The 16,525-nt window shown below is 65.3% G+C and carries 14 protein-coding genes; 8 read left to right on the top strand and 6 right to left on the bottom strand.

Annotated features, from left to right (window positions below; all coding sequences use genetic code 11):
• Positions 1–98: 98 nt before the first annotated feature.
• Entirely contained in the window at positions 99–3,392 is a 3,294-nt protein-coding gene (locus ACG0Z6_RS06720; protein ID WP_394459756.1) for a TonB-dependent receptor, read from the top strand.
• A gap of 72 nt (positions 3,393–3,464) precedes the next feature.
• Here ACG0Z6_RS06720 and ACG0Z6_RS06715 read toward each other — a convergent pair whose 3' ends face one another.
• Together ACG0Z6_RS06715 and ACG0Z6_RS06710 are read right to left on the bottom strand one after the other, a co-directional pair.
• A complete protein-coding gene (locus ACG0Z6_RS06715; protein WP_394459754.1) occupies positions 3,465–4,118 on the bottom strand; it encodes a class I SAM-dependent methyltransferase in 654 nt (217 codons plus the stop codon).
• 34 nt (positions 4,119–4,152) lie between these two features.
• Entirely contained in the window at positions 4,153–4,551 is a 399-nt protein-coding gene (locus tag ACG0Z6_RS06710) for a methyltransferase family protein (RefSeq protein WP_394459752.1), read from the bottom strand.
• A 170-nt stretch (positions 4,552–4,721) separates the two neighbouring features.
• Here ACG0Z6_RS06710 and ACG0Z6_RS06705 point away from each other — a divergent pair, with 170 nt between their 5' ends.
• Positions 4,722–5,594 (top strand): N-acetylmuramoyl-L-alanine amidase, encoded by an 873-nt coding sequence (locus ACG0Z6_RS06705; protein ID WP_394459751.1) that lies wholly within the window; start codon positions 4,722–4,724, stop codon positions 5,592–5,594.
• Positions 5,595–5,614: 20 nt separating this feature from the next.
• On the opposite strand, the gene ACG0Z6_RS06700 is transcribed toward ACG0Z6_RS06705, so the two are convergent.
• The gene (locus ACG0Z6_RS06700) at positions 5,615–7,342 is read right to left on the bottom strand and encodes a phosphoethanolamine transferase (RefSeq protein ID WP_394459749.1); all 1,728 of its coding nucleotides are present in this window, start codon (positions 7,340–7,342) and stop codon (positions 5,615–5,617) included.
• Positions 7,343–7,476: 134 nt separating this feature from the next.
• Between ACG0Z6_RS06700 and speB the strand changes: the two genes are divergently transcribed.
• On the top strand, positions 7,477–8,460 hold the full coding sequence (gene speB / locus ACG0Z6_RS06695; protein ID WP_394459747.1) for an agmatinase: 984 nt from the start codon (positions 7,477–7,479) through the stop codon (positions 8,458–8,460).
• Here the strand turns inward: speB and ACG0Z6_RS06690 are convergent.
• Complete coding sequence (locus tag ACG0Z6_RS06690) at positions 8,384–9,100, bottom strand: Crp/Fnr family transcriptional regulator (protein ID WP_394459745.1); 717 nt, start codon at positions 9,098–9,100, stop codon at positions 8,384–8,386. The two genes, speB and ACG0Z6_RS06690, sit on opposite strands and share 77 nt — an antisense overlap.
• 73 nt (positions 9,101–9,173) lie before the next feature.
• On the opposite strand from ACG0Z6_RS06690, the gene ACG0Z6_RS06685 reads away from it, so the two are divergent.
• The 3 genes from ACG0Z6_RS06685 (at position 9,174) to ACG0Z6_RS16700 (ending at position 12,645) form a co-directional block, all read left to right on the top strand.
• A complete protein-coding gene (locus ACG0Z6_RS06685) occupies positions 9,174–10,337 on the top strand; it encodes a DUF2332 family protein (RefSeq protein WP_394459744.1) in 1,164 nt (387 codons plus the stop codon).
• 197 nt (positions 10,338–10,534) lie between these two features.
• Positions 10,535–12,019, top strand: coding sequence for a dGTPase (gene dgt / locus ACG0Z6_RS06680; RefSeq protein WP_394459742.1), 1,485 nt, complete (start codon positions 10,535–10,537; stop codon positions 12,017–12,019).
• On the top strand, positions 12,016–12,645 hold the full coding sequence (locus ACG0Z6_RS16700) for a primase 1D-like protein (RefSeq protein ID WP_419964619.1): 630 nt from the start codon (positions 12,016–12,018) through the stop codon (positions 12,643–12,645). The genes dgt and ACG0Z6_RS16700 overlap by 4 nt, the downstream gene beginning before the upstream one ends.
• Before the next feature lie 79 nt (positions 12,646–12,724).
• Here the strand turns inward: ACG0Z6_RS16700 and ACG0Z6_RS06675 are convergent, their stop codons facing one another.
• Entirely contained in the window at positions 12,725–13,144 is a 420-nt protein-coding gene (locus ACG0Z6_RS06675) for a PaaI family thioesterase (RefSeq protein ID WP_394459740.1), read from the bottom strand.
• Positions 13,145–13,233: 89 nt separating this feature from the next.
• Here ACG0Z6_RS06675 and ACG0Z6_RS06670 point away from each other — a divergent pair, with 89 nt between their 5' ends.
• The gene (locus ACG0Z6_RS06670; RefSeq protein WP_394459738.1) at positions 13,234–14,427 is read left to right on the top strand and encodes an amino acid aminotransferase; all 1,194 of its coding nucleotides are present in this window, start codon (positions 13,234–13,236) and stop codon (positions 14,425–14,427) included.
• An 8-nt stretch (positions 14,428–14,435) separates the two neighbouring features.
• The gene (dacB, locus tag ACG0Z6_RS06665) at positions 14,436–15,881 is read left to right on the top strand and encodes a D-alanyl-D-alanine carboxypeptidase/D-alanyl-D-alanine endopeptidase (protein WP_394459736.1); all 1,446 of its coding nucleotides are present in this window, start codon (positions 14,436–14,438) and stop codon (positions 15,879–15,881) included.
• Here the strand turns inward: dacB and ACG0Z6_RS06660 are convergent.
• Positions 15,878–16,366 carry a glutathione peroxidase gene (locus ACG0Z6_RS06660; protein ID WP_394459734.1) on the bottom strand — a complete coding sequence of 163 codons (489 nt, stop codon included), beginning with the start codon at positions 16,364–16,366 and terminating at the stop codon, positions 15,878–15,880. The genes dacB and ACG0Z6_RS06660 overlap by 4 nt on opposite strands.
• Positions 16,367–16,525: the final 159 nt, after the last annotated feature.

The raw sequence follows: 16,525 nt of genomic DNA, 5'->3' as shown, positions 1-16,525 counted from the left end.
TCACAGGCCCTGAACAATTGCTCCCCACAATGCCCTGTCCATGGTCACGTGGCGTCTGGTCCAGGCGCTGACGGCACCCAACCATTGCACTTACGCTTATGAACCCCTCCTTCCGACACTTCACCCCTCATGCCTTGGCCACTGCCGTGGCCATCGTCGTCATGGCCCCTGCCATGGCGCAAAACACCAGCTCCGCCCTGGGCGGCCGGGTGCTGGATGGCGCAGGCAAGCCCGTGGCTGGCGCCAGCGTGGCCATCAAGCACGCAGAGTCTGGCTCGGTGAACAACCTCAGCACCGATGCTGAAGGCCGCTACAGCGTGCGCGGTCTGCGCGTAGGCGGCCCCTACACCGTGACGGTGAGCAAGGGCAGCGAGCGCGCGGTGCGTGACAACGTCTTTCTGGGTCTGGCTGAAACCCTGACCCTGGACCTGACCCTGGGTGGAGCGCGCCTGGAGACCGTGCAAGTCACCGGCACGCGCACCATGGCCAGCAAGATCGACAGCGCCGCCATGGGTGCAGGCACGGCCCTGGGCCGTGCGGAACTGGAGGCCTACGCGTCCATCAACCGCAACCTGCAAGACTTCGCCCGCATCGACCCGCGCCTGGCGCAAACCGACAAAGAGCGTGGCGAAATCTCGGCCCTGGGCCAGAACGCGCGCTTCAACGCCATCACCATCGACGGCGTGCGCGTGAACGACACCTTCGGGCTTGAGTCCAACAACATGCCCACGGCCAAGCAGCCCATCTCGATGGAAGCCATCCAGGCGGTGCAGGTCAACCTCTCCAACTACGACGTGACCCAGCAGGGCTACACCGGCGCCAACATCAACGCCGTCACCAAGTCCGGCACCAACCAGATCAAGGGCAGCCTCTACTACGTCTACCGCGACGACAGCATGGCGGGCCAGCGCTACAACGCCAGCAAGGGCAGCTACTTCGACCCGCCGGCCTTCAAGGAGGACACCAAGGGCTTCACCCTGGGCGGCCCCATTGTCAAAGACAAGCTCTTTTTCTTTGCCAACTACGAAGAGCTGCACAGCACCCGCTCGGCCGTCACCTTCGGCCCCGTGGGCAGCCCACTGACCAATGTCGGCATCACCGCCGACCAAATTGCTGCGGCCCAAAAAGTGGCGCGGGACGTCTACAAAATCGACATCGGCAGCCTGGCCATGGCCAGCGCACCGGAACTGGTGGTCAAGGACTACCTGCTCAAGCTGGACTGGAACATCAACGAGCAACACCGCGCCAACCTGCGCCTGGCGCGCACGGCCCAGACCGAGCCCAACTTCACACGCTACAGCGCCACCTCGATGTCGCTGAGCTCGCACTGGTGGGACCAGGAAAAAACCATTGACACTGCCGTGGTGCAGTGGTTTGCCGACTGGACAGACAGCTTCAGCACCGAAGCGCGCCTGTCGCGCCGCGCTTACGACAGCGTGCCACGCAACGCCGCCAACTTGCCACAAGTGCAGCTGGACTACACCGATCCTGCCCCCGCAGGCACGGCCACGGGCAACCGCTCGCTGTACTTCGGCACCGAAAACAGCCGCCAGTTCAATGTGCTGCGCACCACCACCTGGGACGCCTACCTCGCGGGTACCTGGCTGCTCAACGACCACGAAGTCAAAGTCGGCGCCGACTACAGCGACAACGAGGCCTACAACGCCTTCTTGCAAAACACCAAGGGCAGCTACGTCTTCCGCGGCAGCGACCCTGCCGCGCTGTGGGCCGCTGGCGTGCCCACCAGCTACACCGTACAACTGCCCCAAACCGGCCGCACGCTGGACGACGGCGTCGCCCAATGGCGCATGAATAGCCTGGGCCTGTTCCTGCAAGACAGCTGGAAGCTGAGCAAGCAGCTCAACCTCATGACCGGCCTGCGCCTGGACCGCCTGGGCGTGGCCGACCGCCCGCTGCACAACGCCGCGGCCCAAACCAAGTTCGGCTATGACAACAGCGCCACGCTGGACGGTGCCACCTTGGTGCAGCCGCGCGTGGGCTTCAACTACGCCTTCGAAGCCCAGCCCCAGCGCAAAGCCCAGCTGCGCGGCGGCTTTGGCCTGTTCCAGGGCGCGGCGGCCAATGTCTGGCTCTCCAACCCCTTCTCCAACACCGGCATGGCCACGGCCACGCTCAACTGCAGCAGCACCACCAATCCGCGCTGCCCGGCAGACCTGCGCTTCTCGGCCGACCCCAATGCCCAGCCGCAAATCAGCGGCGTGCCGCCTGCCGCCAACATCGACTTCCTCTCGCCTGAGCTGCGCCAGCCCTCGGTGTGGAAGAGCAATCTGGCGATTGAAACCGAGCTGGACCACCGCCTTGTGCTGGGCGTGGAGTGGATGCTGACCAAGACCCGCGACGGCATCAACTACCGCAACCTCAACCTCGGCGCCCCCACCACGCTCGGCCCCGATGGGCGCGAGCTCTACTACAACGCTGCCGCGCTGGACAACACACGCTGCTGGAACACCGGCGCAGCCAACCCGGTCAGCGGCTGCGGCAGCGACAACCGCGCCGGACGCGACAAAGCCTGGGGCAATGTGCTGCTGGCGGACCGCACCAGCCAAGGCTCGGGCTCAGCGCTGACGCTGTCTCTGGCGCAAAACGTGGGCGCGCTGAACTGGTCGGCGGCCTACACCCGCACCAATGCCAGCGAAGTCAGCACCCTGGCTTCCTCGGTGTCCTTCTCCAACTGGGCCAACCGCGCCAGCTTCAATCCCAACGAAGACGCGGCCGCCATCTCCAGCACCCTCATCCAAAACCGCTTCAGTGCCGCCGCCAACTGGTCCAAGGCCTTCTGGGGCAGCTACAAAACCACCATTGGCCTGGTCTACGAAGGCCGCAGTGGCCGCCCCTACAGCTGGACCTACAAGAACGACATGAACGGCGACGGTGTGGTCGGCAACGACCTCATGTACATCCCCAAAGCCCCCGGCTCGGGTGAAGTGCTGTTCGTTGGCGCCGCCGGCAGCGGCGTGAGCAACGCCCAGGCCGAAGCCAAGTTCTGGCAAGTCGTCTCCGCCAACCCTGAACTCGATGCCGCGCGCGGCGGCGTGGTGCGTCGCAACGCCGCACGCTCGCAGTTCGTCAACACCTTCGACCTGCGCCTGGCCCAACAAGTGCCAGGCCTGTGGAGCGGCCACAAGGGTTCGGTGACCTTCGACCTCATGAACATCGGCAACCTGCTCAACAAGCGCTGGGGCCGCACCGACGAGGTGGTGTTCAACCAAGGCGGCGGCAACGGCGGCTACCGCCGTGGCTTCGTCAACTATGCAGGCATGAAGGACGGCAAATACGTCTACGCCGTGGGCAATGTCGACAGCCCCGAAACCCGCCAAGCCCGTGGCGAGTCCCAGTGGGCGCTGCAAATCACAGCCAAGTACGAGTTCTGAGGCTCAACAGCCCCAACAACACAAAAGGCTCCGAGAGGAGCCTTTTTTCATGACTGATGGGTGGCAGGGCGCTCAGGCCAACTCATATTCCACCATCCAAAAGTTGTCCAAAGCGCGGAATTGAACACCCTGCGCCATGGGCGCCAGCAGGGTGCGCAACTGGGCTTCGGTGGGGAAGTTTTTGAGCACGCGGTGCACGCTGCCGTCGCGCAGGGCGCGGTGCTGGTAGGTGTTGCCCGCAGCGTCGGTTTCGGCGATGGGGAAGTCCTGCAGCTGCACGGTGCTGTTGTCGATCATGAGCACGCGCGCACCAGGCTTGAGGCGCTGGTGCAGGCCGTGCAGGAACTCCGCCTGGCGCTCCAGCGGCACGTGGGAGAACCACAGCCCGGCGAAGGCGGCGTCGAACTGGCCCAACTCAGGCCCGAGGGCGTAGGCATCGGCCAGTGTGAAGTGCACCTGCTGCACGCCGGGGCGCTGGCGTGCAAAGGCCAGGGGTTCGGCATTGGCGTCGGTGGCCACCATGTGCTGGGCCACGGGCGCGATGTGCTGCGTCCAATACCCCGTGCCGCAGGCCACTTCCAAGACCTCGCGCCCAGCCAGGCGCTGCGGCAGGTGTTCGCGCAGCCACGCAATGTCCTGCTGCCGCTCGGGCTTGAGGTAGACGGCGTCGTAATACGGCGCGCGCCCGGCGTAGTACTGGTGCATCTCTTGGGTGGCGTGGGTCATGGTGTTGGCAAGCACAAGTGTTTGATGTTTGGGCTCAAAGCCAGCGGCGTGTGGTGGCCTTGTAGGTCTCGAATTCGGGACCAAATAGCGTCGCGAGCGCACGTTCTTCGGGTGCGATCTGGAAGCGGTTCATATAGATCACAAACGCGGGAAGCATGAGTGCAGCGGCAACACTGGCCAGATACACCGCCCACCCTGCCAGCACCAACAAAAAACCCAGGTACATAGGATTGCGACTGAGGCGGTAGACACCCGAGGCGACCAAGGTGCTGGATTGATCAGGGCGCAGCGGGTTGACCGTGGTGTGGTGGCGACCAAAGGCCAGCACACCCGCAACAGCAGCCACACCGCCGAGCAGCACCAACATCAGGGCCACCGCATTCTTGGCTGGAAGCGCCACGACCCCCGGCAGCGTATGGGCCAGCACCGCCATGAGCAGTGCGGTGCAAAGAACCACCACCACAGGTGGCAAGCGGAGTTCGAGCTTGCTCATACAGCCTAGATATTCAACAGGGTTCACCCAATATATACCTGGCACGGCTGCCGCCTGCCCAGGGGCCGCTACAGTGCGGCGCAGCACAGATTTGCCGTCGCGCCGCCGCCATGAAACACCGTCTTGCCCTTTTTTGCGCCACTGCCGTTTTGGTCGCTTGCGCCCATCAGCCCACGGGTCTTGATGTGGATCGCAGCCATGCGTCGCCGGGGTTTGAGAGCCGCGTGCAGTTTGTGGTGCTGCACTACACGGCGCTGGACCAGGCGCGCTCGCTGCAGGTGCTCACGCAGCCGCGCGGCGTGTCGGCGCACTACCTGGTGGGGGACGCGCCGGTGCGCATTTACCAGCTGGTGGACGAGCAGTACCGCAGCTGGCATGCCGGGGTGAGCCACTGGGGCATCAACGCGGGGCTGAATTCCTCCTCGATTGGCATTGAGATCGTCAACCCCGGCTACAAGGACACGCCCCAAGGCCACGTGTATGCGCCCTACCCCAAGGCGCAGATTGACGCGGTGATTGCGCTGCTGCGCGACATCAGCGCCCGCCACCGCATCCGGCCCGAGCGCATCCTGGGCCACGCCGACCTTGCCCCCGGGCGCAAGCAAGACCCAGGGCCGCAATTCCCCTGGCGGCGTCTGGCCGACGAAGGCCTGATTCCCTGGCCCGACGCGGCGCTGGTGGCGGCACGCCGCGCGCCTTTGGAATCGGGCCAAGTGCCCCTGCCCGATGCCGTCTGGGTGCAGACCCGGCTGGCGCAGGTGGGCTACAAAACGCCCAGCACCGGCCAGTGGGACGCGGCCACGCGCGAGGTGCTCAGCACCTTTCAGATGAAGTACCGGCCCGCCAATTTCAGCGGCGCACTGGACGCCGAAACCGCAGCCCTGCTGGACGTGGCCACCACACCCGGCGGCATGCGTGTGGCCGATGTGGCGCCGCAGCGCCCAGCGCGCAACACGGGTGAGGACGCCGCCATAGCGCCCTGATCCGTGGCGCAGGAATCAGCTCAAGGGCCCGAAGCCGGGCGCGGCACGGCAGGCGCGTTGAGGGGCGCAAGGCGAGGCGCGGCGGCAGGTGCCGGGGGCCGCAGACCCGGGGTGCGCACCGGCGCGCTTGCCGCGGGGCGCCAGCTCTCGGGCAGTTCCTCGGGCGGCAGGGGCAAGTCGGGGGGCTGCCAGCGGTAGCTGGGGTCCAGCACATCGCGCTGGGCCTGGTGGCCGCGCCAGCTGATGTCCAGCAGGTTCAGGAGCGACCACCCCGCCCAATCGGCGCGGAAGGCGCGCATTTCCACATCGTCGGGCAGCGGGCGGCGCGGCGCGCTCTGCCAGGCCAGCAGCGGCACGCGGTAGCCCGCCGCGGTGCGTGGGCTGTGGCCAGCACGGTCTTGCTCATGCCCCACTTCCTGGCCGTGGTCGGACACGTAGAACCAGGCCCGGTAGTCGGCCGGCGCCGCGCTGGTCATGCTGAGGGTGCGGGCCACCACGCTGTCGTGGTAGTGCAGCGCGGCGTCGTAGTCGTCGCGCAATTCACGCACCCACACCGGGCGGCCTTCGCGCTGCAGTTCCTGGCTGACAGCGTCTTGGGCCGCATCAAAAGGGCTGTGCCCCTCGGGGTGGCGCAGCTTGTAGTGCGGGTGTGCGCCCAGCATGTGCAGCACGATGAGCTTGTGCGGCGTGTCGTCTTGCAGCGCCTGCTGCAGCGCGGGCAGCAGCTCTTCGTCGAGCGAGCGGCTGGCGCGACCGGGCGCGCGGTTGACCATCACCACATGGTCGGCCAGGCGTGCGTGCAGCTGCTCGATGGCCAAGTCGTCGTGGTTGCTGATCCACCAAACCTTGTAGCCCGCCGCACGCGCCAAGGCCAGCAGGTGCAGGCCGGCCTCGCCCTGGGGCTGGCCGAAATGGAAGAGGCGCTGCAGCGCGGGCACGGTGGCGGCCTCCACAGACCATGCCTCGTGCACGCGCAGCAGGCCCGGCAGCTTGGCGCGCAAGGCGCTGAGCTCAGGCGTGGTGTCGCGCGGGTAGCCGTAGAGCTGCAGGTTGTCGCGATTGACGCTCTCGGTCAGGGCCAGCACCACGGTGGCGCTGTCGGGGCTGTGGCGCTGGGGCTGGGCCTGGCGCGCGGCTTCGAGCTGCTGTTCGCGCTGCTGGCCGTGCTCGCCCCACTGCTGGCGCAGCTCGTGCACCTGGGTGCTCCAATGCGCCCAAAACTGCACCGGGTGCAGGCGCCGCCACGGCTTGCTGGCATAGGGCAGCAAAGCCAGCACCAAGAGCAGCACCCACAGGGTGCGGCGCTGTGGGCGGCGTACGGCCACAGCCAGGGTGGATGGCGCCGCCGGGCGCAGCCCCTGCACCAGGGCCACGGCGCACAGCACCAGGGCCCAGGCCCAGGGCCAGAGCGCAGGCGCGGTCATGCCCAGGTATTGAAGGCCCTCGCCAAAGTGGGTGTTGGCCACCGCACTCAGCACCAGGGCGCTGTCCGGCGCGGCCTGGTAGCGCTGCTGCAAAAACGAGCGCAGCAAGGCATCCAGCACAAACACGGCCAGCCACAGCGACAGCAGCACGCGGCGCACCCGCGCCCAGCGCGGCGCCAAGGGCCAAGCCAGCCACAGCAGCGGCGGCAGGGCCAGCCACCACAGTTGCAAGAGGCGGCGGCCTTCGTACCCCAGCGCCATCAGGCCCAGCGGTAGCAACAGCCAGGCCAGACGGGGCGGATGTTTCAGGAATCGACTCAGCACACAAAACCCGGGGGCGTTGTAAGAGCCCCATTCTCTGCGGCTTCTGCCTGCACCGGCTCTGCCATGCGCACCGCCCCCCAAAGCTCGGGGTTGCCCCAGCGCGCCCAGCGCTGGCTTGCTGCTCTACTGGGCGCATGAGCGCCTTTGCCTTCCTCAGCCACGGCAGCTTCATGAAGCTGCCCGCCCACGACCCCCAAAAACCCTTTGCCCTGGCGGGCATTGCCTGGGATGGAGCCACCACCCACCGCCCCGGCGCACGCCTGGGCCCGGCGGCCATACGCCAGGCCAGCCACATGCTGTGCGACGGCACCCACCCGCTGTTTGACACCAGCCCCGAAGGCCACGCCACCGACTTGGGCGACTTGCCGCTGCCCAACACCAGCCTGGCGGGCATGCGGGCGGCCCTGGCGCCGCAGCTCGCCCCGCTGCTGCAGCGCCACCACATGGTGTGGCTGGGCGGCGACCACTCCATCACCCTGCCCCTGCTGCAGGCCTACCGCGCGCACCTGGGCCGCCCGCTGGCGGTGATCCACTTCGACGCCCATTGCGACACCTGGAGCGACCACTTCGGCGAACCCAGCGGCCACGGCACCTGGGTGTACGAGGCCATCGAGCAAGGTCTGGTAGACCCGCGCGCCATGGTGCAGCTGGGCCTGCGCAGCGCCGCCGAGCGCGCCGCGCGCGAGTACGTGCGCGACCAAGGCGGCCTGATTTACGAAGCCCGCGCCCTGCGTGGTCTGGAGAGCCCCGCGCAGCTGGAGCCCGTCATCGGCGCCATCACCCAGCGCATGCAGCAGCTGGGCCACCCGCCGCTCTACATCAGCCTGGACATCGACTGCCTGGACCCCGCCTTCGCCCCCGGCACCGGCACCCCCGAGCCCGGCGGCCTGAGCTCGGCCCAGCTGCTGAGCCTGATGGAGGCCTTCAGCACGCTCAACTGCGTGGGCATGGATTGCGTGGAAGTGGCGCCGCCTTTTGACCACGCCGAACTCACCAGCAACGCCGCCGCGCACATGGTCTGGACATATCTGTGCGCACGCCTCAGCCGCGCCAGCACAGCCAGCCCCGGCCCAGGCGCGCCTGGCCCCGCTGCTGGGCCTGCTGCAACAGCTCGTTGACGGTCTGACGGCTGAGGTGGCAGACGCGCGCCAGCTCCAGCTGGGTCACGCGCAAGCGCTGCCAGCCCTGCGCGTCCACGGGCGGCTGGTGCAGCGCCAGCAGCTGGCGCACGGCTTGCTCCAAGCGCGGCGCGGCGGGCTCGAAACGGGCCGATTGGAGCTGGCGCAAATTGGCATCAAAGTGCTGGGCAAAGCGCTGCAGCAAGGCGCGCCCAAAGCCCGGCCACTCGTCCATCAAAAGCGCATAGGCCGGGGCCGTCACCACCCACACCCGGCAGGCGCTGCGGGCCTGGGCCTCGTAAGCCGTGGGGCGGCCCGTGACAAACGCCGCCAAGCCAAAAAACACCGGCGCGCGCAACTGCCCCAGCAATGCGGCCTCGCCCTGCTCGCCAATCTGCGTGGTTTCCAGCTGCCCCTGGGCCAAAAGGTAGAAAGCGCGCGCGGCTTGGCCTTGGGCAAACAGTGTCTGCCCGGCCTGGAGCTGGCGCTGCGGCATGAGCGTGAGCAGCCGCCGCGCCCAGGCGGCGTCTTGCAGCGGCGCCAGGTTCAGGCCAGGCAGCTCCTGGCGCAGGGCCTGCGCCAGGGCCTCGGGCGCGCTCAGCTCGGGCAGCCCAGCGGGCGTTCTGTGCAATTCGGACATGTTGGAGGCAAAGCCCAGTCTTGTGTCGGGTTCCCGACATTGTGCGCCGCCCTCGGGCCTTAGGCTGCAGCCCATGGACACCCTCACACTGCAAACCCTACGCGAACGCTACGAGCGCTTCGCCCAAGCCGATGGACGCGACGACGCGCTGTACTGCGCGCTGGCCACCGAAATCGCCCAAGACGAGGCCTTGCTGGCCCTGGCGGCGCAGGCTCCGCCCACACAGCACCTGCCCGTGCTGCTGCTGGCGGCCCTGCACCTGCAAGTGCTCAAAGGCGCCGACCACGGCCTGGCGCGCTACTACGCCAGCGTCACCCCCCAGCCTGCCGCGCCCGATGCGCAGCTCGCCAGCGCCCTGCGCCGCTTTGTGGCCGCCGAGCGGCCCGCGCTGGACCACACCCTGGCCACACGCCGCACCCAAACCAATGAAATCGGCCGCAGCGCCGTGCTGTGGGCTGCACTGCAGGTGCTGGCACAGCGCAGCGGGCACGAACACTTCGCGCTGTATGACTTTGGCTGCAGCGCCGGGCTGAACCTGGGCGTGGCCGACTACAGCGCCCTGGCGCGGGACGACCACGGCCAGCAATGGCGCTACGGCAGCGCCGCCGCCGACGCCCCCGAACTGCCCATCCACTGGCAAGGCCACAGCCCCGCGCTGCTGCGCCAAGCCCAGGCCTGGCGGCTGAGCCCTGGCCGCGGCTGCGACCTCGCGCCCCTACAACCCAGCAGCAGTGCCGACACGCTGTGGCTGCAAGCCTGCTTGTGGCCGGGCGACGGCGCACGGCGCACCCGGCTGCAACGCGCCCTGGCATTGGCCCAGCAGCGCCGCGACCCGCTGCTGCAGCACGACGACGGCCTGAGCGACCTCGCGCACTGGGCCCCAACGCTTGAAAGCACTGCGGGCGCGCCACTGCCCGTGCTCTTTCACTCCTGGGTGCTGGCCTACTTCGACACCGCCGCCGCGCAAGCGCACCACGAGCGCGCCCTGCAACTGGTGCGCGACACCGGCCTGGCCTGGATCAGCGCCGAAGCCCCAGCGCGCAGCCCCATCGAACCGCTTCCACCCCTGCCCCCAGGCGAGAGCCCCGGCAGCGCCACGCTGTGGGTGCTGCACTGGCGCGACGCCCACGGCACCGTACAGCGCCAGGCCCTGGCCTGGTCACACCCGCATGGGCGCTGGGCGCGGGCTGTGGACCCAACCCTCGCAACCAGCCCGGCCCATCAGGGTCAGCCTTGATACCTCGGGACACTCAACTGCAAATCGCCCAAAATGGTGGGCAAATGCGCTAGAACTTCACCAAAAAGTACGCTTGGCGCCAAGAGGCTCAAAGCCTTTGATCCACCCGTTCCCAGGCACATTTGGCAGCGAAGACGGCGTGGGGCATATGCAAAGTTAGGCGATATCAAGACCCCCACCTCTACACTTGAGCGACGATGCAAACGCAGTACACCCCTCTACTTTCCGGCACACGTCTTCGTTCCTCCTCGGTTAAGGACCGCCCCCTTATCACTGAGGCCGAAAGCGATCGTGGCCGCGTCCTCTTTTGTCCAGCTTTCCGTCGGCTTCAACAAAAGGCCCAAGTCTTCTCAATGGAGCCCAACGCAGCGGTACGGAGCCGGCTGACTCACTCCTTTGAAGTCTCTCAGATGGGGCGCTATATCGCCGACTCGATCGGCCCCGAACTGTTCGCAGCTAATTTAGCAAGTGCGACCGAGTGCAACGCACTTGTTACTTTTGTCGAAACTGCATGCCTAATGCATGACATTGGCAATCCTCCGTTTGGGCACTTCGGTGAAGCCGCAATCGCACAGTGGTTCGAGTCAAATGGCGCTGACGCGATCAGGAAGGCATGCGGCGATAGCGCTAAAAACATTAACAATTTGAACGATCAGACAATAAAGGATGCACTTGCTGATTTCTTGGAGTTCGATGGCAACCCACAAGGACTGCGTGTAGTTGCAAAGCTTCAGCGAAATTCAGACGAATTTGGCCTCAATTTGACAAAGACATCAATTGCTTCATTTCTAAAATACACGCGAGCCGCTGGCGCCCCCTTCATAGCGGGCACGCCATTTACCAAAAAGGCCGGATACTTCAAAACCGAAGAAGCATTAGTTCGTCACATTTGGAATGAATTCGACTACAAAAATCCTCAGCGATTCCCACTTGCTTACATCGTGGAAGCTGCAGATGACCTGGCCTACTGCATAAGCGACCTTGAGGACTCAATTGAAAAAAAGCTACTCAATCAAAAAATCGCACTTAGTGAAGTCTACAAAACGTGGAAAGAGCAATACCCCCCCGACCCCGACTCGCTTCACATTGAGATAGAAAAAGTTTTAAAAGCCGCCAGCGTCGGTGAAATCAATGGACGCACATTCACATACACCGACTTCCGCACTGCCTTGAATCGCCACATCGTCAAGTACTGCGCCAAAAAATACATCGAGGATCACGCGAAAATTATCAACGGGACGGCCCAACCACTCCTCACGACCTCCTCCGCTGCAGGAAAGATATTAAGTATTCTCAAAAATTACTGCCAAACTCACGTCTATCGCCACGAATCGGTACAGCGAATCGAGCTAGCTGGTCACGCAGCGATCTATGGATTACTTGAGCGATTCAGGTGCTTATTAGAGGCTAATCGTGAAAGATTCGATAAGGCGCTCGACTATTCGAATAACACAGATTCAGCAGGAAAGCCTATAGTCTTAGAAAGAAAACTGCTCACACTATTTCCAAAGAAATACATTGATGTTTACAAGCATGACTTGAGCATCCTCGATAAATCGAGCGCAGATTTTCTGCATCATGAGTGGGTACTCAGAGCTCACCTTGTTACAGATTTTATTTCAGGAATGACGGACGATTTCGCAATGGCAACATATCGCACTTTATCGGGTATGCGTCTATGAACATCGGCCCAATCAAAACACACCCCTATTGGCATGTGAGAGATTTGATCAACTCATGGCGAGATCGAATTTCGCACCTCTACTTGAGCTATTATGAGTATATTCCTCAATCCGTAGAGGACCCGCGCACAGAGCTGACAATTACAACCTCACAATTCATTGATCCAGTCGAAATTCAGAATATTATTGACGCCACCCCAGAGGGGCATGAATTAGCATTTCATTCTCGCGTACACACGACATCCGGCCAATTCATGCACATTCCATTGATTGACATGTCCACCGGGTCCGCCGCCCAATTAGAGAAACTTAGGCCATTTCTCGGAGATTTATTTAATGAATTTCACTGGTACACGAGCGGACGGTCTTTTCATGGATATTCTGCGACAGTAGTAAATTTCGAGCGCTGGGCCTCTATCATGGGATTCTTGTTACTAGCAAACCAAAAAGGACTCCCTCCGACAGTTGATCCACGATGGATTGGCCATAGGTTAATCGCAGGATACTCTGCACTCCGCTGGACCAAAAATACAAAGCACTACCTTGAAGTACCACAATCATTGAGCCAAGCTCGTCGACTTGGTGTGGCACGGGGCGCAGCCTCCCAAGAGGCGCCACCCAAGTAGTTGCACAAGGCCACCCCAACATGCAGATGTATCCACGACTGCATGACCCGTTCAAAGCCGAGGAGTTGGTGGTGCCGCCTCACCCGCGCGGGTAGAGCAGCATCTGCGTGCAGCGAAACATGGCCAGCACGCGGTCGCCCTGGCGCACGGTGGCGTCCCAGACCTGGGTGGTGCGGCCGCCGTGGGTGAGCGTGGCCTCGCACTGAATCTGGCCTTCGCGCGCTGTGCCCAAAAAATTGGACTTGAGCTCGATGGTGGTGAAGCTGTTGGCCCCATCGGGCAGGCTGGCCACACAGCCATAACCCGCGCAGGTATCGGCCAGGCTCACCACCGTGCCGGCGTGCAGGTAGCCGTTGGGCGCCATGAGCTCGGGGCGCAGCGCCAGCGTGGCTGTGGCGCGACCCCTACCGACGTGGTCGAACGCGATACCCAGGAGTTTGGGCAGTCCCATTTGGGGCATGTCATGAAAGGCCACTGTGGGCTTGTTTGATGGTTCCATGAGGGCAAAGCATAAAACCAGTGCGTGCCAGCCCAAATGTGCCGCCGATAATGCGCACTTCTACCGTCTGTCACCCCCCGGAGATTTCCATGTTCCAGCATGTCGACGCCTATGCCGGCGACCCCATCCTGAGCCTCAACGAGGCCTTCCAGAAAGACCCGCGGGCGGGCAAGATCAATCTCTCCATCGGCATTTACTTCGACAACGAAGGCCGCATTCCCATGCAGGCTTCGGTGCGTGCGGCCGAGCTGGCCGTGGTGCAGGCCGCGGGCGCTCGCCCTTACCTACCCATGGAAGGCGCGGCGAATTTCCGCCAGTCGGTGGCTGAGTTGCTGTTTGGCAAGGGCAGCGAGGCACTGAGCTCGGGCCGTGTGGCCACCATCCAGAGCGTGGGTTCCAGCGGCGGCCTGAAGGTCGGGGCGGACTTCATCAAGCGCTACTTCCCCGACAGCGACATCTACGTGTCCGACCCCACCTGGGACAACCACCGCGCCGTGTTCGAGGGTTCGGGCATCCATGTCAAAACCTACCCCTACTACGACGCGGCCAGCGGCGGTGTGCGCTTTGACGACATGCTGCAAGCCCTGCGCGGCCTGCCCGCGCGCTCGGTGGTGTTGCTGCACGCCTGCTGCCACAACCCCACGGGCGTGGACCTGAGCCGTGCGCAGTGGGACGCCCTCATCCCCGTGCTGCGCGAGCGCGAGCTGCTGGCCTTCCTGGACCTGGCCTACCAAGGCTATGGCGACGGGCTGGAGGAAGACGCTTACGCCATTCGCGCGCTGGCCGCTTCGGGCCTGCCCTTCATCGTGGCCAACAGCTTCTCCAAGAACATGAGCCTCTACGGCGAGCGTTGCGGTGCGCTGTCGGTGGTCTGCCCCGACGCGCAACAAGCCGCCAACGTGCTGGGCCAGCTCAAGTTCACGGTGCGCCGCAACTACTCCAACCCCCCGGCCCACGGCGGCCAGGTGGTGGCGCGCGTGCTGTCTGACGCGGTGCTGCGCCCGCAGTGGGAGGCCGAAGTGGCCGAGATGCGCCAGCGCATTCTGGCGATGCGCAAGGCCTTGCACGAGGTGCTCTCGACCAAGCTGCCGCAGCGCAATTTCGACTACTTCCTGACGCAGCGCGGCATGTTCAGCTACACCGGCCTGAGCCCCGCTCAGGTGGACCGCCTGCGTGAAGAATTCGGCGTGTACCTGGTGCGCTCGGGCCGCATGTGCGTGGCGGGCTTGAACACCCGCAACGTCGAGGCCACCGCCCAAGCCATGGCCACAGTGCTGGCCTGAGGCCCACCATGCGTGCGCTGGCCGCCACCGCCCTGGTGTTGGGGGTCAGCGCTGCACTGGCGGGCCCACCGAGCGCCAGCTTGCCCGAGCCGGTGCGCCAGGTGCTGAACGCCCAGCACCTGGAGGCCACCGCCCTGGGTGTGGTGGCTTTCCCGCTCACACAGCCTGACCAAGGCCTGCGCCTGAACGCCGAGCGCCCCATGGCGCCGGCCTCCACGGTCAAGCTGCTCACCGCCGCCGTGGCACTGGACCGGCTGGGCCCGCAGCAGCGCGGCCAGACCGAGTTCCTGATTGATGGCGCCGCGCAAGATGGCGTGCTGCGCGGCCCGCTCTACCTGCGCGGCGGCGCCGATGCCGAGCTGGACTGGGGCGCCCTGTGGCTGCTGCTGCGCGAGCTGCGCGAGCGCCACGGCCTGCGCCACTTGGCCGGCGGCATCGTGGTGGACCGCCACCTCTTCGAGCCCGCGCGCGCCGACCTCACACAGCCGCCCTTCGACGAGGCAACGGAGTTCCCCTACAACGTGGTGCCCGATGCGCTGGGCCTCAACACCGCGCTGTGGTCCATCACCCTGCAAAGCGACGCCTCGCAGCTGCGCCTGCAACCCTTTCCCGCCTTTGGCGCGCTGGCCCTGGACACCCAGGCCCTGACGCTGCAAGAGCGCCCCTGCAGCGAGTGGGGCGCGCAGTGGCGCACGCCGCAATGGCAGTCCGACCCGCCGCTGCTGCGCCTGCAAGGCGGCTTCCCACGCCACTGCAGCGTCACGCAATGGCTGCAGCTGGTGGACCGCCAATGGCTCACCGCGCAGGCGCTGCGCCAACTCTGGCAGGAGCTGGGCGGGCAGCTCGAAGGCGCCATCGTCGAAGGCCGCACGCCCGCCACCGCCCTGCCCTTGGTGCGCCACCAAGACCGCCCCCTGGTGGAACAGCTGCGGCCCATGCTCAAGCACTCGGACAACCCGCTCACACGCCTGGTCTACCTGCGCCTGGGCACCCTGGCGCCACGCATGGGCGAGCCCACCGCGGCAGCAGCCCAGCGCGAAGTGCGTCAGTGGCTGGCCGCCCAAGGCCTCAGCGACGCCGACCTGGTGCTGGACAACGGCTCGGGCCTCTCACGCCTGGAGCGCCTGCGCCCTGCCCTGCTGGCGGGCGTGCTGCAGCGGCTCTACAGCGGCCCCCACGCCCTGGACGTGATGGCCGCCCTGCCCGTGGCCGGGCGCGACGGCACGCTCAAAAAACGCCTGCTGGGCGGCGCCGCCGAAGGCCGCGCCAGGCTCAAAACCGGCACGCTGCGCGACGCCATGGCCTTGGCGGGCTATGTGCCCGACGCCCAAGGGCGGCTGTGGGTGCTGGTGGCCCTGCTCAACGACCCGCAAGCCCAGGCTAAAGGCCGCCCGGTGCTGGACGCGCTGGTGGAGTGGGTGGCCCGCCAAGGCGGGCCCGAGGCCGCGCACTAAGCGGCGAGAGCGGCTTCGATATCGGCGCGCAGGCGCTGCGGCGTGGTGGTGGGCGCGTAGCGCTGGCGCACCAAGCCGTCACGCCCGACCAGGAATTTGGTGAAGTTCCACTTGATGGCGCGGCTGCCCAACAGCCCGGGCGCCTGCGTCTTGAGCCAGCCCCACAGCGGCTGGGCCTGCGCGCCGTTGACCTCGCCCTTGGCCATCATGGGAAAGCTCACGCCGTAATGGAGCTGGCAAAAGGTCTCGATCTGCTGCGCCTCGCCGGGCTCCTGGCCGCCAAACTCATTGCTGGGAAAGCCCAGCACCACCAAGCCTTGGGCCTGGTAGTCCTGCCAGAGCTGCTCCAGCCCCTGCAACTGCGGCGTGAAGCCACATTGGCTGGCGGTGTTGACGATCAACAGCACGCGGCCGCGCCATTGGCCGAGGTCCAGGCTCTGGCCTTGGAGGGTTTGGGCCTGGAAGTCAAAGGCGGTGGTGCTCATGACGATCAATCCGAGGACAAACCCACGCGACACAAACGCGGGCAGGGCTGCAGAATCAGACAGACTGGGTGGGTCGCCCGCAACACCCCCCCTTTGTGCAGGGATGTGCATGCGTTTGGCAGCCTGCCAACAATGTCAAGGGTTTATAGCATGGCGCAA

It is taken from the genome of Roseateles rivi, from assembly GCF_043555845.1.
In the GTDB taxonomy this organism is placed as follows: domain Bacteria; phylum Pseudomonadota; class Gammaproteobacteria; order Burkholderiales; family Burkholderiaceae_C; genus Roseateles; species Roseateles rivi.
The sequence above is the reverse complement of the archived record's forward strand: the minus strand, read 5'-3'. Positions and strand labels throughout refer to the sequence as shown.